Source organism: Terriglobia bacterium, assembly GCA_020072815.1.
Lineage (GTDB): Bacteria > Acidobacteriota > Terriglobia > Terriglobales > Acidobacteriaceae > Angelobacter.
In genome coordinates this window covers 156,676-178,258 of record JAIQGE010000009.1, presented here as the reverse complement: position 1 = coordinate 178,258, position 21,583 = coordinate 156,676, and the positions used below count along the sequence as shown (strand labels likewise).

Below are 21,583 nucleotides of genomic sequence, written 5' to 3'. Positions count from 1 at the left end.
AGAGGGCCACAGGGTGCAGGGGGCTTAAGGCTAATGGCCAAGTGCTAAAGGCTGAAAGTGAGCCTTTAGCGGTATAGAAGGAATTGACATCATGTTAATGCCGAAAAAAGTTAAGTACCGCAAGCAGCAGCGCGGACGCATGCGCGGCAAAGCCTGGCGCGGCGGCGAGCTGTCGTTTGGCGACTATGGATTGAAAGTCATGGAGCCGGGCTGGGTGACCGACCGGCAGATTGAAGCCAGCCGTGTGGCCATGACGCGCTTCGTCAAGCGCGGTGGCAAGATATGGGTCCGTCTGTTCCCCGACAAGCCGGTGACCAAGAAGCCGGCTGAAACCCGTATGGGCAAAGGCAAGGGAGCGCCCGACCATTGGGTGGCCGTGGTTCGTCCCGGGAAAGTGCTGTTTGAGATGGAAGGCGTGACCCGCACGGACGCCATGGAAGCGTTGCGGCTGGCGTCGCACAAACTGGGGCTGAGGACAAAATTTGTGGCCCGCACGGACGCGCATTAAGAACAGCAATTAGCAATTGGCACTTAGCAACTAGCCAGAGCAAGAGGGCGCAGCACCCTAAGCGAAATCGAAGGGATTGTGGGGCCCTAAGGAACAACGAGAAGAACTTTTATGGATGCAGACAAACTCAGGAATTTGACCGACGCCGAGATGCAGCACCAGCAGCGGGAGCTGAACGACCAGCTTTTCCGCTTGAAGTTCCAGCTCAAGATGGGGCAGACCGAGAGTCTGAAGAAGATTCGCGGGTTGCGCAAGGACGTGGCCCGCATCAAGACGCTGGTTCGGGAAAAGCAACTGGGTGTGACGCACGCGCATCATGCGGTCGCCAAGGCGTCGCCGGCAGCGGCGGCGGAGACCGCACCCGCGGTGGCGGCCTCGGCCAAGACCAAAGCGAAAGCCGCGGCCAAGTCCGCAAGCAAAAGCAAAGCCGCGAAGCCCGCAGCTAAAGCGAGGAAGAAGTAATGGCAGAGACAGCAGCCGCAACCAAGAAGCCGGGCCGTCGCGCCACCAAGATCGGCTTGGTCGTGTCCAACAAGATGAACAAGACCATTGTGGTCCAGGTGATCATGAAGAAGGCGCATCCCCTGTACCGCCGCGTGGTCGCCAAGGCCAAGAAGTTTTACGCGCATGACGAGCAGAACACGGCGCGGGTGGGCGACACGGTGGAGATTGAAGAGACGCGGCCCATGTCGCGCTTGAAGCGCTGGAAGCTGAAGAACATCATCCAGCGGGCCAAGCTGGTGGCGGGCGAGGAAGTAGCTAGCAGCTAGCAGCTAGCAGCTAGCAACTAGCAACTAGCCGTTGTCTTCTGGGACAGCGAGTGTGGGATCAAGGGCCACTAGTCAAGAGGCAAGGGCTAAGGGCTAAAAGCCAACGGCCAAGAGCTAATGGCTCGACGAGAATTTCAGAGGGATGAGATCGGCAGAGGTTTCGTCGCTCTCCTGGAAACGGGGAATTGAATATGGCAGTCATGATGAGAAGTATTTTGGACGTGGCCGATAACAGCGGCGCGCGCCGCCTGCAGATGATTCTGCCGCTGGGCGGGCACACCGGCTTGAACGCCAGCCTGGGCGACGTGGTCACCGCGGCGGTGAAGGAAGCCTCGCCGGACGGTGCCGTCAAGAAGGGCACGGTGGTCAAGTGCGTGATCGTACGCCAGCGCAAGGAGCATCGCCGCCGCGACGGCACCTATATCCGCTTTGACCAGAACGCCGCCGTGCTGATTGACGATACGGGCGAGCCGCGCGGAACGCGCGTTTTCGGTCCGGTGGCCCGCGAACTGCGCGAGAAGAAGTTTTTGAAGATTGTCTCTCTGGCGCCTGAAGTTCTGTAAGAGAGGGCGCTGATAAGAGGGACTTGGAGAAATGGAAGGCAGGCGAGCACGCCAGCGGACGAGTTGAAGGGTAAAACATGCATACAAGAATTGACATCAAGCGCAACGACCAGGTGAAGGTAATCACCGGGCGCGACAAGGGCAAACAAGGCCGCGTGCTGGGCGTGTTTCCGGACGAAAGAAAAGTCCTGGTAGAGCACGTGATGATGGTGAAAAAGAACGTCCGGCCGAATCCGCAGCGCAACATCAAGGGCGGCATCGCCGAGCAGGAATCGCCCATCTCGATTTCCAACGTGATGGTGGTTTGCCCCAGCTGCGGGCCGTCGCGCGTGGGACATCGCATGGACGGCAGCAAAAGAGTTCGGGTCTGCAAGCGCTGCGACGCGACGCTGGACAAAACCAAGTAGCTGCTAGCGGCTAGGCGCTAGCTGCTAGGAAAAAGCGGCAATAACGGCATCGCGATTAATTTGCGCTGCTGGTTGATTGAAGAAAGGTCAAGTTTTCAAGAATTAAGGCTAGAAGCTTGTGGCTAGTAGCTAACGGCTTCCGGCAACACTCACGAACCCGTAAACCCGGAAACCGTGAGAAAGGCAGAACAAAAAAGCAATGGCGACGAAAACGACAGCACGGCTGAGAGAAAAGTTTCAAAAGGAAATTGCTCCGGCGCTGGCCAAGGAACTGGGATTGAAGAACCCCATGGCCGTGCCGCGGCTGCACAAGGTCGTGGTGAATATGGGTGTGGGCGAGGCCACGCAGAACACCAAGATGCTGGACCCGCTGGTGCGCGACCTGGGCGAAATCACCGGGCAGAAGCCGGTGGTGACCAAGGCCAAGAAGTCCATTGCGGCGTTTAAGGTGCGTGAAGGCATGTCCATTGGCGCCATGGTGACCTTGCGCGGCGACCGCATGTACGAATTTATGGACCGGCTGATCAACATCGCGCTGCCCCGCGTGCGCGACTTCCGCGGCGTTTCCACCAAGTCGTTTGACGGCCGCGGCAATTACACGCTGGGACTGCGCGACCAGTTAATCTTTCCGGAAATTGATTACGCCAAGGTGGACAAGCTGAAAGGCATGAACGTGACCATTGTCACCACGGCCCGCGATGACAACCAGGCGCTGGCCCTGCTGAAACATATGGGAATGCCGTTCCGGGCAACAGGAGTTGCCAGCTAGCAGCTAGCAATTAGCAATTAGCAACTAGCTCAAGCGTGGTGGCAAAGAAGCAGTCTGGAATCTGGCCCACGTGCAGTCTGGTTTGAATTTGAAGAAGGAGGCAATCGGCAATACGCAACCGGCAGCTTTGCAGGGCCCTCAATGAAAAGAGGCTTTAGCTAATTGCCAATTGCTGAATGCTAATTGCTAATAAGGACAAGATGGCTACAACAGCAAAGATCGCCAAGACGAACAAGAAACCCAAGTTCTCCACGCAGCACCGCAACCGCTGTTCGATTTGCGGGCGGCCGCGGGCTTTCCTGCGCAAGTTCGGACTGTGCCGCTTGTGCTTCCGCGGTCTGGCGCTGAAGGGCGAGATTCCCGGGGTTTCGAAGTCGAGTTGGTAATAGCAATTGGCAATTGGCTAGTTCGCGCTCAGGTTATGCAAGGTGCCAGGTTCCACGAAGATCAGGCTAATGGCTAACTGCTAATTGCTGGGTTTCACGTCACCGCAGGTTTCCCCCGGCAGGCCGGGGGACGAACGGGTGACGATAAGAGGAGATGAACGAAGATGAGTTTGACCGATCCGGTCGCAGATTTGCTGGCGCGCATCCGCAATTCACTGGGCGCGCGGCACCAGAAGCTAGATGTGCCCTCCTCCAAGCTCAAGCTGGAGATCGCGCGCATTTTGAAGGAAGAAGGCTACATCGCCAATTTCAAGGCGACGGAAGAAGACGGCCGCAAGGTCCTGCGGATCTACTTGAAGTACGGTCCGGACAATGCCGCCGCCATCTCCAACCTGCAGCGCATCTCGCGGCCGGGTTGCCGCGTGTACGTGGGCCGCAACGATATTCCCCGCGTGCTGGGCGGGCTGGGGATCAACATCCTCACTACGCCGAAAGGCGTGATGACCGGCCGCAAAGCGCGCAAAGAAGGCGTGGGCGGCGAACTGTTGTGCGAAGTATGGTAGCTGCGCGAAGCGCAGTTACCAAGCGACTAGCCACTAGCAGCTAGCCGCTGGAGAGAAGCAGATTTGGCTAGAAGCTAGCCGCTAGTTGCTAGCCGCTGGTAACCAGCGTGGAATTCGGCCGGCAAGCGGCTTGAAGGACTCGCTAAAGAGAGAAGGACTACAAGCAATGTCTCGAATCGGAAAAAAGCCGATCCCGCTCCCTCAGGGAGTGAAGTTTGAAGTGAAGGGCAACACGGTGATCGTCAACGGCCCCAAGGGCCAGGTGCAGACGCACCTGCCGGTGGGCGTGAAGTTGCAGCAGGCCGACGGGAACATTCAGGTGGTCCGCGACAATGACGAGCACGCGGCCGTGCACGGGCTGGCGCGCGCCCTGGTGAACAACGCGGTGGAAGGCGTGACCAAGGGCTGGACCAAGGAACTGGAGATTGTGGGCATTGGGTATCGCGCGGAGCTCAAGGGCAAGAACACCGTGGTGTTCACGCTGGGGTATTCGCATCCCATTGAGTATCCGCTGCCGACCGGCATTACCGCGGCGCTGGACCCCAAGCAGACCAAACTGACGGTCAGCGGGATTGACCGCCAGAAGGTAGGTCAGGCCGCGGCGGAAATGCGGTCCCTGCGTCCGCCGGACCCTTACAAGCAGAAGGGCATTCGCTATGCGGGCGAGCGGCTGAAGAAGAAGGTTGGCAAGACCGGAGCGAAGTGATCGCGTTTTGCGGGCGTCTGAGCCCGCAGCGATTATCCTGAGCGCGAAGCGCGAAGGATCCCGGAGAATTGGTAAGTGAGTAATTTGGTAATTGGGTAAATTGAAAGCCGGTGGATTCGAGCTCTTCAATTACCAATTTCAAATTACCCGATTGCCGAATTGTGAAAGTTTACGTGAAACGTATTTGATCGTGGAGCGTATCGACTCTACGAAGCAAAGGCTAAGAAGATGATTCCGAATAGTTCGAAAGACAAAACCAGGCGGCGGATCCATGGCCGTATGCGGCAGAGGCTGAGCGGGTCGCCGGAGCGTCCGCGGCTGAACGTGTACCGCTCGCTGAACCATATTTACGCGCAAGTGATTGACGACCAGAGCGGCCAGACGATGGTGGCCGCCAGCACGGTGCAGGGGCGCAAGAAGGGCGAGAAGCGCACCGGCGGCAACCTGGCCAGCGCAAAGGCAGTCGGCAAAACCATTGCCGAACGCGCCAAGGAAAAGGGCATCAAGAAGGTGGTCTTTGACCGCGGCGGTTACTTGTATCACGGACGAATCAAAGCGCTGGCCGATGCGGCGCGCGAAGCAGGGTTGGAGTTCTAAATGGCGATAGCAAGCAAGAAAAGACTCGATGCCGGCAGCTACCAGTTGAAAGACCAGGTGGTTGCCATTAACCGCGTGACCAAAGTGGTCAAGGGCGGCAAGAACATGTCATTCGCGGCCTTGGTGGTGGTGGGCGACCCCAGTGCGGGCGTGGTCGGCTACGGTTCCGGCAAGGCGAAGGAAGTGCCGCAGGCCATCCGCAAAGGCATTGAGTCAGCCAAGAAGAGACTGATCAAGGTGAACCTGACGCAGAGTTCCATTCCGCACATCGTGACCGGACGTTTCGGTTCCGGGCTGGTGCTGCTGAAACCGGCGCCGGAAGGCACGGGCGTGATTGCCGGCGGCGCGGTGCGCGCGGTGATGACCTCGGCGGGCGTGCAGAACGTGCTGACCAAGTCACTGGGATCGGCCAACCCGCACAACGTGATCAAAGCCACTTTTAACGCGCTCAACCAGCTGCGCGACCGCAAAGAAGTCGCCAGCATGCGCGGCAAGAGCGTGCAGGAGCTTTAACCATGGCAGCCAAGAAAAAGATCAAAATCAAATACGTGCGTTCGAAGATATGCACTCCGGTGAAACACAAGCTGGTGGTCAAAGGACTGGGCTTTACCCACCTGTACCAGGTTGTGGAGCGCGAAGATACGCCTTCCATCCGGGGGATGATTGCGAAGATCCCGCATTTGGTGGAGATCGTGGACTAACAGCATTGAGTAATTGGGTAATTTAGTAATTTGGTAATTGCCGTTGGCAACTCGGTTTTCAATTACCCAATTACAAAATTACTCAATTACCAAATGGAACCAGGGCAACCGAGTAGCTGCGGGACTAGAATGAACAACGCGGCTGCGACACAAGGAAACTGACAGTGCCGACAAATCTTTCAACATTACGGCCGCCCAAAGGGGCCACCGCCAACAAGAAGCGAGTGGGCCGGGGCATGGGCAGCGGTATGGGCAAGACGTCCACGCGCGGGCACAAAGGCCAGAGATCGCGTTCCGGTTCGCGCATGATGCGCGGTTTTGAAGGCGGCCAGATGCCGCTGCATCGCCGCTTGCCCAAGCGCGGGTTCACCAACATCTTCCGCGTGGAATACCGGGCCATCAATCTGGAGCGGCTGGTGGAACTGGGCGAAAGCAACGTGACCCCGGAACTTCTGGTGAAGCACGGGCTGGCGCACAAGAACGACCTCATCAAGGTGCTGGGCGACGGCGAATTGAAGAAGGCCATCACCGTGCACGCGCACAAGTTTTCCAAGTCGGCCGGAGAGAAGATCGCCAAGGCCGGAGGCAAAGCGGAGCTGATCGGCGGAGTGGCGGCGCCGGAAGCGCCGGCGGAGCCCAAGAAAACAAAGAAGAAGAGCTAAATGTTCGAAAAACTGGCGAATATATTTCGAGTTCCGGACCTGCGCAAGCGCGTGCTGTTTACGCTGGCCATGCTGGCCGTCTACCGTCTTGGCTCGCACATTCCCACGCCGGGCATCAATGCCGACGCGTTGAGCAAGGCGTTTGAAAACCAGGGCGGCGGACTGCTGGGCTTTTACGATCTGTTCAGCGGCGGCAACCTGCGCCGGCTGACGATTTTTGCCCTGGGCATCATGCCCTACATCACTTCGTCCATCATCCTGCAGTTGCTCACGGTGGTGTGGGAGCCCCTGGCCCGCATGCAGAAGGAAGGCGAACTAGGGCGGCGCAAGATCACGCAATGGACGCGCTATCTGACCCTGGTGCTTTCCCTGCTGCAAAGCATGGGCATCGCGTTTACCTTGCAGAGCCAGGGCTACGTGCTGACGCCGGGCGTGTGGTTCATTTTGATGACCATGATCACGCTCACCACCGGCAGCATCTTCATTATGTGGCTGGGCGAGCAGATTACCGAACGCGGCATCGGCAACGGCATGTCGTTGCTGATTTTCTCCGGCATTGTGGTGGGACTGCCGCGCGCGGTGGTGGAACTTTACAAGAAAGCGTCCGGCGGGGCTTGGGGGCCTTTCACCATTCCCGCCATGGTGGCGCTGATCGCGGTGATGGTGCTGGTGGTGGCGTTCATCGTATTCATGGAACGCTCGGAGCGCCGCATTCCCGTGCAGTATGCCAAGCGGGTGGTGGGACGACGCATTATGGGCGGCCAAGCCACGCACCTGCCGTTGCGCGTGAATTCCGGCGGCGTGATGCCGGTGATCTTTGCATCGTCCCTGCTGAGTATTCCGCAGATGCTGACGTACTCGCCGGCGTTCAAGACCGGCGGGACACTCAACAAATACTTTGGCCCGATTCTGGAACAACTCAAGTGGGGCGAGCCGCTTTATACCTTGCTCTATGCGGCGGGCATCATCTTCTTTGCCTACTTCTACGTGTCCATTGTGTTCAACCCGGCGGACGTCGCCGACAACATGCGCAAGCATGGCGGGTTTATCCCGGGCATCCGGCCGGGACACCGCACGCGCGACTACATCAATGAAGTGCTGACGCGCGTGACCCTGGTGGGCGGACTGTATCTGCTGTTCATTTCGCTGATACCCGAGTGGATGATTGCCGGTATCCATCTCAACCAGCTGCCCTGGTGGCTGGGAGGCAAGGTGTTTGAACAGATCACGCCGCAGTGGATCCTCACGGGTTTGAACGTGACTTTCTACTTCGGCGGAACGTCATTGCTGATTGTGGTGGGCGTGGCCATGGATACGGTGAACCAGATTGAGTCCCAACTGGTGATGCGCCACTACGAAGGCTTTACCTCGCGCAGCGGACGCATCAAAGGACGGAAAACTTGGGGCTGATCTCCAATATGCCGGCCGCCGCGAGCAATTCGGGTTCGAAGCAAGCAGCCACGGGCCCCATTATTCTGCTGGGGGCTCCGGGCGCCGGCAAAGGCACACAGGCCAAGGCCATCGCGGCGCTTTATGGCATCCCGCAGATCTCCACCGGAGACATTTTGCGGGACAACGTGGCCCGCGGCACGGAACTGGGCAAGCAGGCCGACCCGATCATGAAGTCGGGGAAGCTGGTGCCGGACGATCTGATGCTGGCCATGGTGGCTGACCGGCTGGGGCAGCCCGACTGCCAGCGAGGCTACATTCTGGACGGTTTTCCCCGCACGGTGGCGCAGGCGGAATGGCTGGACGAGTATCTGGGCAAGGCGCTTTTTGCGGGACGCAAGATGGCCCCCGTTGTGGTCAACATTGAAGTCAGCTATAATCAATTACTGCAACGGCTTACGGGCCGCCGCTCCTGTCCTGCGGACGGCCAGATTTACAACATCTACTTTCAGCCCCCGCGAAAAGAAGGCGTGTGCGATTCCTGCGGCACTCCGTTGGTGCAGCGCAAGGACGACAAGGAAGAAGTCATCTCCGAGCGGCTGAAGAGTTATGAACGGCAGACCCTGCCTCTGGTGGATTACTATCGCCGCAAAGGGACGTTTCATACGCTGAACGGCGAACTGGGGTTGGAACAAGTCACGGCGGATACGCTGGCGGTGATCGCCAAAGCGGCGGCGGGGAAGTAAAGAACAAATAATGGGGGATTCTCTGAGACGAGACCCTCAAGGAGCTGAGTGAGCAAAGTTGAGCCGGTTTGCAGGCGTGAGCGAAGCGGGAGCCTGCAGGCGAAATCCTGAGGGCGAGGCCCGAAGGAACTCAAGGACGATCCCGCACAGGAGCTGAGTGAGCAAAGAAGACGCGATAGAGGTGATGGCAACGGTGGTTGAGCCGCTGCCCAATGCCATGTTCCGGGTGGAACTGGAGAACAAACATCAAGTGCTGGCGCACGTATCCGGCCGGATGCGCAAGAATTTTATCCGCATCCTCCCCGGCGATAAAGTCGCGGTTGAGTTATCACCTTACGACCTTACGCGTGGACGCATTGTCTACAGGTACAAGTAAGCGCTTAGGCCGTGAGAATTTAGTAATTGGGTATTTGGTAAGTGGGTAATTGTTAAGTTTCCAATCGGCAATTACGAAATTACTCAATTACGAAATCAAGAAGCAGTGCAGCCGGAGCAATTGGGACCGGTAAATACAGAAGTCAGAGAGAACAGGATCATGAAGGTCAGGGCATCGGTAAAAAAGATTTGTGATAAGTGCAAGATCGTGCACCGCAAGGGCGTGGTCCGCGTGATCTGCGAGAATTCGAAACACAAACAGAGGCAGGGGTAACACATGGCACGCATCTCAGGCGTGGATCTTCCGCGCAACAAACACGTGAACATCGCGCTGACGTACATATACGGCATCGGCAACGCGCGCTCGGCGCGAATCCTGTCGGCGGCGAAGGTCGAGAACATGAAGAAGGTGCAGGACCTCAATGAAGATGAGGTCAACCGCATCCGCCAGGTCATTGAGAGTGAAGGCGACGTGGAAGGTGATCTGCGCAAAGACATCTCCATGCATATCAAGCGGCTGATTGAAATCGGTTCGTACCGTGGATACCGGCATCGCCGCAACCTGCCGGTCCGGGGGCAGCGCACGCATACCAATGCCCGCACCCGCAAGGGTCCGCGCAAAGGCACGGTAGCGAACAAGAAGAAGACCGCGGCCAAGACGTAAAAAAGCTACGAGCGGCTAGCTACTAGCTGCTAGGGATCAGGAGTTTCAACTGCGAAGTCGGCAGGGCCAGGAGCTAGCAGCAAGGGGCTAGCAGCCAAGCCAAAAACGGATTGCTCGTATTGCGAACGTTGCAACGTAAGCGCCGAGCACCTTAAGAAGGACGCATACATGGCGAAAGCAGCAGCGGCGGCCGGGGCACCGGCAGCCGGCGGAACCAAGAGCAAGAAAAAGGTATTCAAGAAGAAGGAGCGCAAGAACGTTCCGCACGGGATTTGCTACGTGCAGGCCTCCTTCAACAACACCATTGTGACCATCACCGACGGCGAAGGCCGCACGCTGGCGTGGAAGAGCGCGGGATCGCTGGGCTTCCGCGGGTCGCGCAAAGGGACGCCGTTTGCCGCGCAGCAGGCGGCCACGAACGCCGCCGGCCAGGCGCGCGATCATGGCGTGCGCTCGCTGGAAGTGCGCGTGAACGGTCCGGGCTCAGGGCGCGAGTCGGCCATACGCGCGCTGGCCGCAGCCGGGTTGGACGTGAAGTCCATCAAGGACGTTACGCCCATTCCGCATAACGGATGCCGGCCGCCAAAACGTCGCAGAGTTTGATTTTGAATTTGAAATTTCAAATTTGAAATTTCAAGTCACGAAACGGATCGGGAAGAAAGGGTCGCCACCCCGTAAACCGATCGACATCAGAAAGCAGGAGAATGGATGGCACGTTATAAAGGTGCAGTCTGCCGGCTTTGCCGGCGCGAAGGCATGAAGTTGTTCCTGAAAGGGGCCAAGTGTTTTACCGACAAGTGCCCCATCGAGAAGCGTAATTTTGCTCCCGGCGCCCATGGCAAAGACCGCAAGGCCAAGGTTGTAGGCTACGGCCTGCAGCTGCGCGAGAAGCAAAAGACCAAACGCATTTACTTCACACTGGAAACCCAGTTCCGCAATTACTTTGAAAAGGCCGCGCGCAAGCCGGGCGTGACCGGCGAGTTGCTCTTGCAACAGCTGGAACGCCGCCTGGACAACGTGATCTACCGGCTGGGATTTGCCACGTCGCGCCGCCAGGCCCGGCAACTGGTCCGCCATGGACACGTTGACGTGAACGGCCGCCGCGTGGACATTCCATCGTTTGAAGTCAGCGTGGGGAACGAGATCCAGGTGCGGGAAAAGGCCAAGAAATTTACCGTGGTAGAAGGGGCGCGCGAGTTCTCCAGCCACCAGCCGGTGGTGGCCTGGCTGGAAGTGGACCGCGATAACCTGAAAGGCCGCGTGTTGTCGCTGCCCAAGCGGGACGAGATTGCGACTCCGGTCAACGAACAGCTGATCGTGGAACTGTACAGCAAGTAAAGCTACTGGCAGCTAGCCGCTAGCTGCTAGCCAAACCGGCAGCAAGACGGATCATTTGAACCGCCTTGGCAGCCAGATGAATCGGGAGATAAGATGACAGCATCAAATATCTTCCACACTGTTCATCATCCGAAATTTGTATTGGCCAGGAGCTAGTGGCTAGAAGCCAGTGGCTCCTCAATTGCCCGCACCAGATCAGCCTTGCGCTTACCGCGCGTGTGCCCAACGGAGCGGAATTGAAAGGAAAAAGAGAAAATGGTTCTTTGGAGAGGTTTTCAGAAACCCAAGCGTCTGGCGACGGACACCGAGACACTCACCGACAAATACGGCCGGTTTTATGCTCAGCCGTTTGAACGCGGATTCGGCACCACCAGCGGCAACGCGCTGCGCCGCGTGCTGCTATCGTCCATTGAAGGCGCCGCGGTCACGGCGGTGAAGATTGAAGGCGTGCTGCACGAGTTCCAATCCATCCCCGGCGTGGTCGAGGACGCCACGGACATCATCCTGAACCTGAAACAGATCCCGTTCAAGCTGGCGGGCGACGGCCCCAAGGCCATCTATCTCAAAGCCGACCAGCCGGGCGTGATCACCTCCGGCATGATTGAAGCCGATGGCGACGTGGAAGTGCTGGACAAGACGGTGTACATCGCCACCGTGTCCGAAGGCGGCAAGCTGGACATGGAGATGCGCCTGAAGCGCGGCCGCGGTTACGTGGCTGCCGACAAAAACTTTGACGACGACCTGGGCCTGGGATTTATTCCCATTGATTCGGTGCACTCGCCGGTGCGCAAGGTGAACTACACGGTGGAAGCCGCCCGCCTGGGCCAGATCACCGACTACGACAAACTGGACATTGAAATCTGGACCAACGGTTCCATCGTGCCGGCGGACGCGCTGGGCCTGGCCGCCAAGCTGCTCAAGGACCACATGACCATCTTCATCAACTTTGAAGAGGAGCTGGAAACCGAGTCGCGCGGCGAAGAGAAACCCCTGATCAAGAATGAGAACCTGAACCGCTCGGTGGAAGAGCTGGAGCTTTCCGTACGCAGTTACAACTGCCTGAAGAACGCCAATATCCAGACCATCGGCGAACTGGTGCAGAAGACGGAAGCCGAGATGCTCAAGACCAAGAATTTCGGCCGCAAGTCACTCAATGAGATCAAGGAAATCCTGGCGTCCATGGGGCTTTCGCTGGGGATGAAAATTGACGACCAGGGGAACGCGGTCCCTGGGCCCACCAGCAACATGCCATCGCCGGTGCCCATGGGCGGCGAAGGCGACGGAGCGGAATTTTAAAGCAATTGGTAATTGAGAAATTTGGTAATTGAGTAATTTTGCAGAGCTCAATCCAGTCCCAATTACCAAATTACAAAATCGTGCAATTGCTAATCTTAAGGACCTGTCATGCGACATCGCGGAGCAGTCAAGAAACTCGGACGCAATACCAGCCACCGGCGCGCGCTTTTGCGCAACCTGGTGACTTCACTGGTCATGGAAGAACGCATTGAGACCACACCGGCCAAGGCCAAAGCCATGCGCCCGCACGTGGAGAAAATGATCACCCTGGGCAAGCGGGGCGACGTGGCGGCACGCCGCCTGGCCGCCGCCTTCCTGATGACGCGCGAATCGGTGGAGCGGCTTTTTGAAACCCTGGGCCCGCGCTTCGGCGACCGCAATGGCGGCTACCTGCGCATCATCCACAAAGGATGGCGCACGGGCGATGGCGGGGAGACCTGTTACATCGAACTGCTGGGCAGCGAGAAGGTGATTGAAGCCAAGCGGGCCAAGCGGTCAGAAGCCCGGGCCAAGCGCCAGGAAGAAGTCCGCAAACAGATGGAAGAACAGCAGAAAGCCGCGGCCCCGGAAGAAGGCGGCGAAGAAGGAAAAGACGAAAAGAAGTAAACCACCATTATCTGCAAAACCAAACGCGCCCGGGTTGGGCGCGTTTTTTTATGGCGCTGCCGGCGCCGGGCCGCAAGGAGGCAGACGTTCGGGATAGTAAAGGATGGCCTTGCGGTAAAAGTCCGTGGCGCCCTTCAGCTTGACCTTGAGTTTTCGATGGGAATCCAAGCCGGCGTCCACCTTGATCCCCACCATGTATCCGGCCCAGGCAAAGCGAAAGAACGCCGGGCTGAATTCACTGTAAGCCCCGCCGGTTTCTTTGCTGGTGCGCACCAGAATCTCGCCTTCCTTGTGGGGCCTCCAGAGAAAATCGCGGCCCACGTTGCTGGGATTTTGGCGGAGCATCAGGAACAGCCGGATGCCTTTGGCGAGGAAAACCTTCTCCACTTCGCCGGGGGAGTGGTGGCTGGCGTCGTCAAAATCATCACTGACCAGCAGAACGGTGTCACCGGGCTGGTGGTCGCCGAACAGAGCAAGGCCCTGATGCAGCGCGTCAAAAAGGGCGGCGCTGTTGCCCAGCGTGGGCGCCTCTTCCACCACCTCGCTGATGGCCTTGCTGCGCTCCTTGGAGTCAGCGAAGAATTGCTTGGTAAAGATGGCGCGCTTGCCAAACTCGCCAAAGGCCACCGGCTCGCCGTCGGGCACCTGCCGCGCCCAGCGGGTGACCACGTCCACCATTTCCTGCAGCTTGGCGTTTTTCTGGGCGCCATCAGCCTCTAACAGGACCAGCAGCCGGTTGTGAAAATTCTGCTGCGCGCTGACCGCGGCCAGCGGCACCTGACCCACGTTGACCTGAAAGTCATCCGGCTTGAGGTTCTCCATGTCGGCCCCCAGCTTGTGCTCGTAGGCGGCCACCACCACGTAGGAGGTGCACTGCTGGCCCCAGACCCACGAGGGGAATATGAACAGGCAAAGACAGATAACCGGGCGCATCAGACGTTACCTCGCAGGGCAATACGTTAGCGCAATTCAGGGGAATTTGGAATCCCTGAACGCGGTAGTAGTGGGGCAATCTCGCTCGAAAATCTACACAGCGAAATGAGTCGTCTAGTCAAAACCGCGCACAGCCGAGGGCGGCTGTGCCACACGGCCTGAGACATTCATAGCCGGTCATTTTGAGCTGACCAGCTTTTGTTTCTCCAGGATGCTGACCAGCCGGTCCACCCAGGCCTGGTCAATATCGAGTAAATATTCGGCGGCGAGCAGGTCAGCGATCTCGGCTGTGCTGCGATGGCCGTCCATGAAGTTGACGGCTTCAAAACTGATCAAGCCGAAATCAGGCTTGGTGGCCAGGCCTTCGGAGTCGCTGGCGAAACGGGCGACTTGTTCTCCGAGCCATTTGCCGTCTTCAGGGCTGACGTTTTCGAAGGCGGAGGCGTCGAGAGGGAGGAGAGTGAGGCGGCGCGGGCCGTTGGTGGCGCCGGAAGGGCTGGTGCTGCGGATGCGAACGGCACCGGCCTGTGGCGTGAGCGAATCCAGGCGATCGGCCTGAGCGTCAAACTCCTCGCGGTTCTTCAGGACACGCTTGAAGGCAGCCTCAGAGGTGGAGTCGCGGGCGAGCCGGCGCGCCAGTTCGGCGACCCGGTCAGCGTAGGCGCCTGCCCGGACCCGCTTCCAGGACTGGGAGTCCGCAGTGGCCATGAACCATGACGCTGCTGAGGCGAATGCGCCAACGCGGCGAAATTCACTGGCATCAGTCTTGTCAATCTTGTCTTCGCTGGTGTGATGAGTCCAGTCAGGATCGTGACCGAGCATGGTGGCAGGAATCCCCAGGCCGAGGAAAACGTCGTGATCACTGCCTTGCGCATAGGGAATGGCTTCCGGCTGCCAGTAGTTGCGGGTGCCGGTTTGCGCGTAGAGATCAGCTTCGCGGGTCTGCTGCAGGACGTCACTCATCACGGCGTTGATAAAGAACGGCACCGAGTCCGGCGTACGCGTGAAATAGAAACGCGAATTGGTCTTGACCGTGTCTTCACCCACCATGTCCATGTTGATGTTGGCCAGGACGCACGGCGGGCCGTTGGGCATGGGTTCGTAAAAGTTTCCGCAGAATTTCAGATCTTTGTGGTTGCTCACATAAGCCAGCGTGCCGAAGTACTCGGGCACCCACATGAAGTGGATGGTCAGCTTGGGCGCCGCAATCTTTTTTGCCGCAATCAGACTTTGCAGGGTGCGCGCGGTTTCCATCATGGCGCCGGAGCCGGACGCGTTGTCATTGGCGCTCCACTTGGGGTGGTCGAGGTGGCCGGAGATCAGGACTTCGCGCTCAGGGTTTTCCGTCCCGCGAATGTAGGCATGGACCAAAGTGAGTTTGCCGGGGCCGAGCGTGGCGTCAATCTTGCCATGGACGCGCACCGGGCCCTGGCGCATGAGGGCTTTCAGCATGTCATATTGATTGCGCGAAATCTGGAAGCCGCCGCTGGTCTTGTCGAGTTCCTCCGCGCGGGGCCAGATACCGTTGTAGCGAATCATGTCCGGATGATCAGGCCGGTCCAAGGCGGAAGGATAAATCACCACGCCCAGAGCGCCGTGCTTGAGAACGGCCTGGCGCACGACGTTGGCAGCGTAGCCGGAAGCCAAAGCAACTTTGCCACGTACGTCATTATCTTTGTAATTCGCATCACTTGTGCCGCTGCCCACGTCCACCAGTTCGCCCGACCACTCGCCGCCTTTCGAATACGTTGAAACGCACATGGGCACGTCCACATAGCGGCAGAGCATGATGGGCTTGAAGTCTTTCGTACCGCTGACACCTTCTACCCACAGCTCGCCGGAGCGCATGTCCCAGCCCATGGGAGAGGTGTAGGTGCCGTAGCGCGTCTTGCCGTCGGAAGGAAACTGCTCGATGGATGCTTCAAGTCCCATGGCCTTCAGGCGCGGCAGGACAACTTGTTCGGCGACTGCGGCCATCATGGGGCTGCCCTGGATGCGATGGTATTCAACGATGCGGCGTGTGTTTTCCTGCGCGGCTTCGCCGGAATATTCGGTGGCGATGGCGTCAAACGTTTTCTGGTCGACAAGGTGTTGAGCGGAAGCAGTAGTTGTCATGAGCAAGCAGAACAGGCGGAGAGAAAGTTTCATGGGCAAGAGCATACAGGAGCTGTAGGCCTTCGCAAAGCGCACGTGGCCCGTATATCGCCGAGCTATTCGTTCTCTTACTTCGCCGCCGCACTGCCGGTATCCATAACGACTTTCCATTTGCCGTTGATCTTGCGCCAGATGGTGAGATACATGCCGTGCGACACATGGTCGCCGCGCTTGGCTTCGTAAGTGCCGTAAGTGTAGCCAAGAGTGCCGTCTTTGGAGGACTCATCTTTAGTGGGCGTCCAGGTAAGGGTGAAATCCTGGTTGGCGAAGACCGGTTCATAGTATTGGCGCAAAGCCTGCGTGCCATTCACGGTCGTGCCGTCATGCAAGACGGCGGCATCGAGGGCAAAGGCGTCCATCCAACCGTCAAGACGTCGGGCGGCGGTCTGCTTGCAGAATTCAGCGTCGGCGGCGAGGAGCTGGTGTTCAGAGACGCCGGGGCGCGGCGGCGCGGCCTGGGTTGATGAAGTCAAGGGCAACGCGGCGACCAACAGCACGATCATTATTATGCAAAACCAAAAGCTGCGCATGGCAACACCTTCAAATGAACATAGACTAGTCTCGGACCAGTTGGAGATTTGAATTGTAAATCCATCGCCAGATGAGCTGTGGAGCAGGCAATTGTGTCCCCGGCTTTCCACACAATCCACAGACTTGCACCGTGCTTGGGCATTGATTCCCAGAGACCCGCCAAGTAGATTCGAGCTATTAGCGGCGCTAGCCACTTCCTTTCCCGGAACGCCGCGCCCGGGTGTTTCCCAGCCCAGTTTTGTGATAGCGCCCTGAGGGCGAGCACAGTGTCTCTCGTCGGCCCAGAAATTTTGGCGAACGAAAGCTTGCCCAGGGGAGAATTTAGCCAGAATCAGCGGAGGAACGACCCCCTTGATCCGGGGGAAGCCGGGTAAAACACGGAGATAAAAGGAACTTAGGTCGAGAGAAGTGTATGTGAGGACGATGTACAATATATTGTGTTTAATGCTTGACAGGCACAATATAGGGGAGTAAGTTTCATCCACTGCAGTATTCGATTCCCGGTTCTGCGTAGACAAAAGTTGTGAAAGACAGCAACGGAGCAGGGGAATCGCCGACACGAGCAAGACCAGCGCCGAGGTGACGCTGGAGCAGCAAATCGCGGTGAGCAACTGAAAAAGCTCCATTGGAGAAAGTCAGACTGAGCTTTCGCCGGCTGGCCTCGGCGGAGCGAACCCATCGGGCTGTTTGGGGGAGTAGCGTCATGGAAATAATCTGGTCGCGTTGGTTTCGCTGCGAGAGCAGTTTTGGGCTGTTGCTGGTTCCGAACCAGCCCGGCATTTACGCTCTGGCGGAAGAGATGACCGAGCCGTCTGCTATGCAGCCACGGCGGGTGCTGGCGGTGTTTGATGTGGACGAAACTGAAAACCTGGCGAGCTCGCTGAGCCGGCTGTTTGCCGCCGGCAGCCGGTGGCGCCAGAAGCTGAATGAGTCCAAGTGCTACATGCGCTACGCCGTCGCCAGCAGCCAAGAAGAGCGTCGCGCGGCGGCGGGCACGCTGCAGCATTGGCTGGAGACGCAGCGCGGCGCAGCGGTAGCTGAGGCGTTGCCGCCGGCGGAAAACGCGGTTGAATTCGCCGATGACAGCGACCTGAAAACCGTGGCTGAGCGCGCGGTGGACCGGGTGACGCGGGCCACGGCGTATGCGGGAGTTTTTCCAGCGGGAATATAAGTCCAGGCTGCGTGCCTGGGCGAATGAGCGCGATCAAACGATTCCGCCCGGGCATCTAATCTGGTAGGAGACCCCAAACAGACGATTTTCCAGGCAATGTGCCTGATTGAGTTTAAGCGCCAGGCAATTTGGCCTGCGCTGAAGTGGATCTTTTTAAAGCTGATTTCTTCCCCGGGCCGGAACGCGCACAGGGCGGCGACGACCGCGAGGACCAAATCCAGGACAACGATTTGAGCACATCCTCTCCCGCGTTGCGGAGACAGGATTTGCAGCGGCATTCAGGGCATAGCGAGACTACATTAAGGATTGTGGAGAAGGAACCATGGCGGACGTGACAGCGAAGACCAGCAATGAACAGATGACGCGCGCGGGGCAAACCCAGGCGGAAACCAAAGCTGCACCGGGACTGAAATTCCCGCGGTACTTCACCCGCGTGGGCGTTTCGCCCTACGACGAAGTGGAGTGGGAGCTGCGCACGGCGAGCATCACGGACGCCAAGGGCAACACGCTGTTTGAGCAGCGCAACGTGGAATCGCCCAAGGACTGGTCCATGACGGCCGTCAACATCGTCGCCAGCAAGTATCTGCACGGTTCGCAAAACCATGACGCCAACGGCGCCACGCAGCGGGAAAGCGGCGTGCGCGCGCTGATCCAGCGCGTGGCGGAAACCATCCGCGACTGGGGATGGCAGCAGGGGTACTTCTCCACCGCCGAAGACCGCGACGTGTTTCACGATGAACTGGTGCACATTCTTCTGCAGCAGAAGGCCAGCTTCAATTCGCCGGTGTGGTTCAACGTGGGCTGCGACCGGCTGGAGCCGCAAGCCGAAGGACAAAACTGGCACTGGCTGGCCGACAAAGGCACGGTGGAATTTTCCGGGTCAGGATACAAGAACCCGCAGTGCTCGGCGTGCTTCATCAATTCCATCAAAGATTCGCTGGACTCCATTCTTACGCTGGCCAAGACCGAAGGCATGCTGTTCAAGTGGGGCAGCGGCACGGGCACCAATCTTTCTCCGCTGCGCGGGTCGAGCGAAGAGCTGAGCGGCGGCGGCACGGCCAGCGGCCCGCTGAGCTTTATGCGCGGCTTTGACGCATTCGCCGGCGTGATCAAGTCCGGCGGCAAGACGCGCCGCGCGGCCAAGATGGTGATCTTGAACGTGGACCATCCGGACATCGTGGACTTCATCGAGTGCAAAGCCAAGGAAGAAGCCAAGGCCTGGGCGCTGGTGGAGATGGGCTATGACGGTTCGGGGCCCGACTCGGAAGCCTACAGCTCCATCTTTTTCCAGAACGCCAACAACTCCGTCCGCGTGACCGACGAGTTCATGAACGCGGTGGAGCGCGACGGCGAATTTTCCACCCGCTCCGTGCGCGACGCCCATCCGATGAAGACCTACAAGGCGCGCGACCTGCTGCGCAAAATCTCTGAAGCCACGTGGCAGTGTGGCGACCCCGGCATGCAATATGACACCACCGTGAACCGCTGGCATACGTCCAAGAACACGGACCGCATCAACGCCAGCAATCCGTGCAGCGAGTACATGTTTCTGGACGATTCGGCGTGCAACCTGGCGTCGCTCAACTTGATGAAGTTCTTGAAGTCGAACGGCGAATTTGACGTCCCCGCCTATCGCCACGCCGTGGACGTGATGATTACCGCGCAGGAAATCCTGGTGGACAACGCCGGCTACCCGACGGAGATGATCGCGCGCAACTCGCATGATTACCGTCCGCTGGGGCTCGGCTACGCCAACCTGGGCGCGCTGCTCATGGCCAGCGGCCTGCCGTACGACTCCGATGCCGGCCGCGACTACGCAGCTTGCGTTACCGCCATCATGTGCGGCGAAGCGTACCTGCAATCGGCGCGCATCGCCGACCAATGCCCCGCGCTGCTGCCGGCGACGAAAGGCCCGGAGGCTGCGTACTCGGCGGCCATCGCGGAGAAAGTCACCAGCATCAGCGGCGAGCCCACGGCCACGTGGGGCGCGGCGTGTCCGGGCTGGTACATCAACCGCGAGCCGTTCCTGGACGTGATCCGCATGCACCGGGCGTCGGTGAACAAGATCAGCAAAGAAAACGTTCCCGCGACGCTGCTGGACGGCAGCAAGCAGTGCTGGGACGAAGCGCTGGCCCTGGGCGAACGGGTTGGCTATCGCAACTCGCAAGTGACGGTGCTGGCGCCCACCGGGACCATCGGCTTCATGATGGATTGCGACACCACCGGCGTGGAACCCGACCTGGCGCTGATCAAATACAAAAAGCTGGTCGGCGGAGGCATGATCAAAATCGTCAACCAGACCGTGCCGTCCGCGCTGTGGAAGCTGGGCTATCTGCCGGAGCAGGTGAATTCCATCGTCAGCTACATTGATTCCACCGGAACGATTGAAGGCGCGCCGGGCGTCCGCGACGAGCACCTGCCGGTGTTTGATTGCAGCTTCAAGCCGCAGAAAGGCACGCGCAGCATTCAATACATGGGCCACGTAAAGATGATGGCGGCCACGCAACCGTTCATCTCCGGCGCCATTTCCAAGACGGTGAACCTGCCGGAAGCGGCCACGGTGGAAGACATCATGGACGCCTACGTGCAGTCCTGGAAGATGGGACTCAAAGCCGTGGCCATCTATCGCGACGGGTCAAAGAAAGCGCAGCCGCTCATGGCGGCCACCAAGCGCGATGAAGCGGCGCGTCGCGGGACGAAAAATGAGAAAACCGCCGCGGGCGCTGGCGAGAGAACCGCCGCAGTGCCGGTGGCGGCGCCGATGTCCAAAGAAGAATCCACGTTTGCCAAACTCTCGCCCGAGCAGCAGGCGTTTGCCATGGAAGTGCTGCGGCTGGCCGGGACGGACAAAGACGTGCAGGCTTCCGCGCTGGACGCTATCCGCCGGACGGTTGGCCCCATCGGCGACGAGCGGCATTCGGCGCCGCCCAAGGCCTTGCGCCATCGCCTGCCGGGCGAGCGCGAGTCCATCACGCACAAGTTCAACATCGGCGGACATGAAGGCTACATCACGGTGGGCAAGTATCGTGACGGCTCGCCGGGAGAGCTGTTCATCCGCATGGCCAAGGAAGGGTCCACGGTATCGGGTTTGATGGACTCGTTCGCCACGGCGGTGTCTCTGGCGCTGCAGCATGGAGTTCCGCTGCGCCTGCTTTGCGACAAGTTCCAGCACACGCGCTTTGAACCTTCAGGCTTTACCGGCAACCAGGAGATCCCCATCGCCAAGTCCGTGATGGATTACATCTTCCGCTGGCTGGAGATCAGATTTGTGTCCGGACAGCAGTTTCCGCTGTTTCCGGCGTTGGCGCCTGCTTCGCCGGGCGCAGCCGGCAGCACTCAGCAGTCAGCACTGACCGGAGCAGTCAGCAGTGGAGCGCAGGCGCCCTCGCCTGCGTTGAACCAGGCTGCGTTGGAGACTCGTGTGGCACAGCCGGCGTCGGCTGTGACTGAGATTCAAGGTGTGCAGCCGATCCAGCCCATGCCGATTTCGGAGACCACGCCGCCGCGCGGCGGTTTGGCTAGCAGCCAGGAGCCAGCATCTAGCAGCTCGGGTTTCGCCGACCGTGGCATCATCCATCCCTCTGACGCCATGCGCGACCTGGTGGACATGGGCGACGCACCCAGTTGCCACGTCTGCGGCGCGATTATGACCAGGAATGGCTCGTGTTACCGATGCATGTCCTGCGGTTCGACGAGTGGTTGTTCGTAGGCAGAACGCATTTGAAGATAGGCCGGTCAACCCGGCACA

At 59.0% G+C, this 21,583-nt stretch carries 27 protein-coding genes; 24 read left to right on the top strand and 3 right to left on the bottom strand.

Annotated elements, in window-relative coordinates; all coding sequences use genetic code 11:
- The first annotated feature begins 91 nt into the window (after window positions 1-91).
- The 22 genes from rplP to rplQ all read left to right on the top strand — a co-directional run bounded on the left by rplP (window position 92) and on the right by rplQ (window position 13,046).
- Window positions 92-508, top strand: coding sequence for a 50S ribosomal protein L16 (gene rplP, locus LAO20_13830; protein MBZ5532506.1), 417 nt, complete (start codon window positions 92-94; stop codon window positions 506-508).
- 111 nt (window positions 509-619) lie between these two features.
- Complete coding sequence (rpmC, locus tag LAO20_13825) at window positions 620-970, top strand: 50S ribosomal protein L29 (protein MBZ5532505.1); 351 nt, start codon at window positions 620-622, stop codon at window positions 968-970.
- The gene (gene rpsQ / locus LAO20_13820; GenBank protein MBZ5532504.1) at window positions 970-1,278 is read left to right on the top strand and encodes a 30S ribosomal protein S17; all 309 of its coding nucleotides are present in this window, start codon (window positions 970-972) and stop codon (window positions 1,276-1,278) included. Before rpmC ends, rpsQ begins: the two co-directional genes overlap by 1 nt.
- Before the next feature lie 191 nt (window positions 1,279-1,469).
- Window positions 1,470-1,841, top strand: a complete 372-nt coding sequence (rplN, locus tag LAO20_13815; GenBank protein ID MBZ5532503.1) for a 50S ribosomal protein L14 — start codon at window positions 1,470-1,472, stop codon at window positions 1,839-1,841.
- A 77-nt stretch (window positions 1,842-1,918) separates the two neighbouring features.
- Complete coding sequence (gene rplX / locus LAO20_13810) at window positions 1,919-2,248, top strand: 50S ribosomal protein L24 (protein ID MBZ5532502.1); 330 nt, start codon at window positions 1,919-1,921, stop codon at window positions 2,246-2,248.
- 199 nt (window positions 2,249-2,447) lie between these two features.
- Window positions 2,448-3,017 (top strand): 50S ribosomal protein L5, encoded by a 570-nt coding sequence (gene rplE / locus LAO20_13805; protein ID MBZ5532501.1) that lies wholly within the window; start codon window positions 2,448-2,450, stop codon window positions 3,015-3,017.
- A gap of 200 nt (window positions 3,018-3,217) precedes the next feature.
- Window positions 3,218-3,403, top strand: a complete 186-nt coding sequence (locus LAO20_13800; GenBank protein MBZ5532500.1) for a type Z 30S ribosomal protein S14 — start codon at window positions 3,218-3,220, stop codon at window positions 3,401-3,403.
- 164 nt (window positions 3,404-3,567) lie between these two features.
- Window positions 3,568-3,966: a 30S ribosomal protein S8 gene (rpsH, locus tag LAO20_13795; protein MBZ5532499.1), complete on the top strand. Its 399-nt coding sequence runs from the start codon at window positions 3,568-3,570 to the stop codon at window positions 3,964-3,966.
- 166 nt (window positions 3,967-4,132) lie between these two features.
- Window positions 4,133-4,672, top strand: a complete 540-nt coding sequence (gene rplF / locus LAO20_13790) for a 50S ribosomal protein L6 (protein MBZ5532498.1) — start codon at window positions 4,133-4,135, stop codon at window positions 4,670-4,672.
- 228 nt (window positions 4,673-4,900) lie between these two features.
- A complete protein-coding gene (gene rplR / locus LAO20_13785; GenBank protein MBZ5532497.1) occupies window positions 4,901-5,269 on the top strand; it encodes a 50S ribosomal protein L18 in 369 nt (122 codons plus the stop codon).
- The gene (gene rpsE, locus LAO20_13780) at window positions 5,270-5,782 is read left to right on the top strand and encodes a 30S ribosomal protein S5 (protein ID MBZ5532496.1); all 513 of its coding nucleotides are present in this window, start codon (window positions 5,270-5,272) and stop codon (window positions 5,780-5,782) included.
- A 2-nt stretch (window positions 5,783-5,784) separates the two neighbouring features.
- The gene (gene rpmD / locus LAO20_13775) at window positions 5,785-5,970 is read left to right on the top strand and encodes a 50S ribosomal protein L30 (GenBank protein ID MBZ5532495.1); all 186 of its coding nucleotides are present in this window, start codon (window positions 5,785-5,787) and stop codon (window positions 5,968-5,970) included.
- A gap of 164 nt (window positions 5,971-6,134) precedes the next feature.
- Window positions 6,135-6,632, top strand: a complete 498-nt coding sequence (gene rplO, locus LAO20_13770) for a 50S ribosomal protein L15 (GenBank protein MBZ5532494.1) — start codon at window positions 6,135-6,137, stop codon at window positions 6,630-6,632.
- Window positions 6,633-8,042, top strand: a complete 1,410-nt coding sequence (gene secY, locus LAO20_13765) for a preprotein translocase subunit SecY (GenBank protein ID MBZ5532493.1) — start codon at window positions 6,633-6,635, stop codon at window positions 8,040-8,042.
- A gap of 8 nt (window positions 8,043-8,050) precedes the next feature.
- Entirely contained in the window at window positions 8,051-8,767 is a 717-nt protein-coding gene (locus LAO20_13760) for an adenylate kinase (GenBank protein ID MBZ5532492.1), read from the top strand.
- A 157-nt stretch (window positions 8,768-8,924) separates the two neighbouring features.
- The gene (infA, locus tag LAO20_13755; protein ID MBZ5532491.1) at window positions 8,925-9,143 is read left to right on the top strand and encodes a translation initiation factor IF-1; all 219 of its coding nucleotides are present in this window, start codon (window positions 8,925-8,927) and stop codon (window positions 9,141-9,143) included.
- A 159-nt stretch (window positions 9,144-9,302) separates the two neighbouring features.
- On the top strand, window positions 9,303-9,416 hold the full coding sequence (rpmJ, locus tag LAO20_13750; GenBank protein MBZ5532490.1) for a 50S ribosomal protein L36: 114 nt from the start codon (window positions 9,303-9,305) through the stop codon (window positions 9,414-9,416).
- Between the two features lie 3 nt (window positions 9,417-9,419).
- The gene (gene rpsM / locus LAO20_13745) at window positions 9,420-9,806 is read left to right on the top strand and encodes a 30S ribosomal protein S13 (protein MBZ5532489.1); all 387 of its coding nucleotides are present in this window, start codon (window positions 9,420-9,422) and stop codon (window positions 9,804-9,806) included.
- A 168-nt stretch (window positions 9,807-9,974) separates the two neighbouring features.
- The gene (rpsK, locus tag LAO20_13740; GenBank protein MBZ5532488.1) at window positions 9,975-10,409 is read left to right on the top strand and encodes a 30S ribosomal protein S11; all 435 of its coding nucleotides are present in this window, start codon (window positions 9,975-9,977) and stop codon (window positions 10,407-10,409) included.
- 105 nt (window positions 10,410-10,514) lie between these two features.
- Window positions 10,515-11,144 (top strand): 30S ribosomal protein S4, encoded by a 630-nt coding sequence (gene rpsD, locus LAO20_13735; GenBank protein MBZ5532487.1) that lies wholly within the window; start codon window positions 10,515-10,517, stop codon window positions 11,142-11,144.
- A 255-nt stretch (window positions 11,145-11,399) separates the two neighbouring features.
- Window positions 11,400-12,440 carry a DNA-directed RNA polymerase subunit alpha gene (locus tag LAO20_13730; GenBank protein MBZ5532486.1) on the top strand — a complete coding sequence of 347 codons (1,041 nt, stop codon included), beginning with the start codon at window positions 11,400-11,402 and terminating at the stop codon, window positions 12,438-12,440.
- Window positions 12,441-12,548: 108 nt separating this feature from the next.
- Window positions 12,549-13,046: a 50S ribosomal protein L17 gene (gene rplQ / locus LAO20_13725; protein ID MBZ5532485.1), complete on the top strand. Its 498-nt coding sequence runs from the start codon at window positions 12,549-12,551 to the stop codon at window positions 13,044-13,046.
- 48 nt (window positions 13,047-13,094) lie between these two features.
- Here rplQ and LAO20_13720 read toward each other — a convergent pair whose 3' ends face one another.
- The 3 genes from LAO20_13720 to LAO20_13710 form a co-directional block, all read right to left on the bottom strand.
- Window positions 13,095-13,979 carry a hypothetical protein gene (locus LAO20_13720; protein MBZ5532484.1) on the bottom strand — a complete coding sequence of 295 codons (885 nt, stop codon included), beginning with the start codon at window positions 13,977-13,979 and terminating at the stop codon, window positions 13,095-13,097.
- Between the two features lie 177 nt (window positions 13,980-14,156).
- On the bottom strand, window positions 14,157-16,127 hold the full coding sequence (locus LAO20_13715) for a DUF4910 domain-containing protein (GenBank protein MBZ5532483.1): 1,971 nt from the start codon (window positions 16,125-16,127) through the stop codon (window positions 14,157-14,159).
- A gap of 74 nt (window positions 16,128-16,201) precedes the next feature.
- Window positions 16,202-16,636 (bottom strand): DUF4440 domain-containing protein, encoded by a 435-nt coding sequence (locus tag LAO20_13710; GenBank protein ID MBZ5532482.1) that lies wholly within the window; start codon window positions 16,634-16,636, stop codon window positions 16,202-16,204.
- Between the two features lie 731 nt (window positions 16,637-17,367).
- Here LAO20_13710 and LAO20_13705 point away from each other — a divergent pair.
- Together LAO20_13705 and LAO20_13700 are read left to right on the top strand one after the other, a co-directional pair.
- Window positions 17,368-17,835, top strand: coding sequence for a hypothetical protein (locus LAO20_13705; GenBank protein ID MBZ5532481.1), 468 nt, complete (start codon window positions 17,368-17,370; stop codon window positions 17,833-17,835).
- Between the two features lie 358 nt (window positions 17,836-18,193).
- Entirely contained in the window at window positions 18,194-21,544 is a 3,351-nt protein-coding gene (locus LAO20_13700) for a vitamin B12-dependent ribonucleotide reductase (GenBank protein MBZ5532480.1), read from the top strand.
- The last annotated feature ends 39 nt before the right edge of the window (window positions 21,545-21,583 follow it).

Bases quoted from the DNA above. Each gene is read 5' to 3' on its own strand.
- LAO20_13715 (MBZ5532483.1), bottom strand. From the start codon at position 16,127: ATGAAACTTTCTCTCCGCCTGTTCTGCTTGCTCATGACAACTACTGCT.
- LAO20_13800 (MBZ5532500.1), top strand. From the start codon at position 3,218: ATGGCTACAACAGCAAAGATCGCCAAGACGAACAAGAAACCCAAGTTC.
- rplR (MBZ5532497.1), top strand. From the start codon at position 4,901: ATGATTCCGAATAGTTCGAAAGACAAAACCAGGCGGCGGATCCATGGC.
- LAO20_13700 (MBZ5532480.1), top strand. From the start codon at position 18,194: ATGACGCGCGCGGGGCAAACCCAGGCGGAAACCAAAGCTGCACCGGGA.
- rplP (MBZ5532506.1), top strand. From the start codon at position 92: ATGTTAATGCCGAAAAAAGTTAAGTACCGCAAGCAGCAGCGCGGACGC.
- LAO20_13760 (MBZ5532492.1), top strand. From the start codon at position 8,051: ATGCCGGCCGCCGCGAGCAATTCGGGTTCGAAGCAAGCAGCCACGGGC.
- rplN (MBZ5532503.1), top strand. From the start codon at position 1,470: ATGGCAGTCATGATGAGAAGTATTTTGGACGTGGCCGATAACAGCGGC.
- rpsE (MBZ5532496.1), top strand. From the start codon at position 5,270: ATGGCGATAGCAAGCAAGAAAAGACTCGATGCCGGCAGCTACCAGTTG.
- rpsQ (MBZ5532504.1), top strand. From the start codon at position 970: ATGGCAGAGACAGCAGCCGCAACCAAGAAGCCGGGCCGTCGCGCCACC.
- rpmC (MBZ5532505.1), top strand. From the start codon at position 620: ATGGATGCAGACAAACTCAGGAATTTGACCGACGCCGAGATGCAGCAC.
- rpsM (MBZ5532489.1), top strand. From the start codon at position 9,420: ATGGCACGCATCTCAGGCGTGGATCTTCCGCGCAACAAACACGTGAAC.
- rpsK (MBZ5532488.1), top strand. From the start codon at position 9,975: ATGGCGAAAGCAGCAGCGGCGGCCGGGGCACCGGCAGCCGGCGGAACC.
- rpmJ (MBZ5532490.1), top strand. From the start codon at position 9,303: ATGAAGGTCAGGGCATCGGTAAAAAAGATTTGTGATAAGTGCAAGATC.
- rpsH (MBZ5532499.1), top strand. From the start codon at position 3,568: ATGAGTTTGACCGATCCGGTCGCAGATTTGCTGGCGCGCATCCGCAAT.
- LAO20_13705 (MBZ5532481.1), top strand. From the start codon at position 17,368: ATGGAAATAATCTGGTCGCGTTGGTTTCGCTGCGAGAGCAGTTTTGGG.
- rplE (MBZ5532501.1), top strand. From the start codon at position 2,448: ATGGCGACGAAAACGACAGCACGGCTGAGAGAAAAGTTTCAAAAGGAA.
- rplQ (MBZ5532485.1), top strand. From the start codon at position 12,549: ATGCGACATCGCGGAGCAGTCAAGAAACTCGGACGCAATACCAGCCAC.
- rplX (MBZ5532502.1), top strand. From the start codon at position 1,919: ATGCATACAAGAATTGACATCAAGCGCAACGACCAGGTGAAGGTAATC.
- rpmD (MBZ5532495.1), top strand. From the start codon at position 5,785: ATGGCAGCCAAGAAAAAGATCAAAATCAAATACGTGCGTTCGAAGATA.
- LAO20_13720 (MBZ5532484.1), bottom strand. From the start codon at position 13,979: ATGCGCCCGGTTATCTGTCTTTGCCTGTTCATATTCCCCTCGTGGGTC.
- secY (MBZ5532493.1), top strand. From the start codon at position 6,633: ATGTTCGAAAAACTGGCGAATATATTTCGAGTTCCGGACCTGCGCAAG.
- LAO20_13730 (MBZ5532486.1), top strand. From the start codon at position 11,400: ATGGTTCTTTGGAGAGGTTTTCAGAAACCCAAGCGTCTGGCGACGGAC.
- rplF (MBZ5532498.1), top strand. From the start codon at position 4,133: ATGTCTCGAATCGGAAAAAAGCCGATCCCGCTCCCTCAGGGAGTGAAG.
- LAO20_13710 (MBZ5532482.1), bottom strand. From the start codon at position 16,636: ATGATCGTGCTGTTGGTCGCCGCGTTGCCCTTGACTTCATCAACCCAG.
- rpsD (MBZ5532487.1), top strand. From the start codon at position 10,515: ATGGCACGTTATAAAGGTGCAGTCTGCCGGCTTTGCCGGCGCGAAGGC.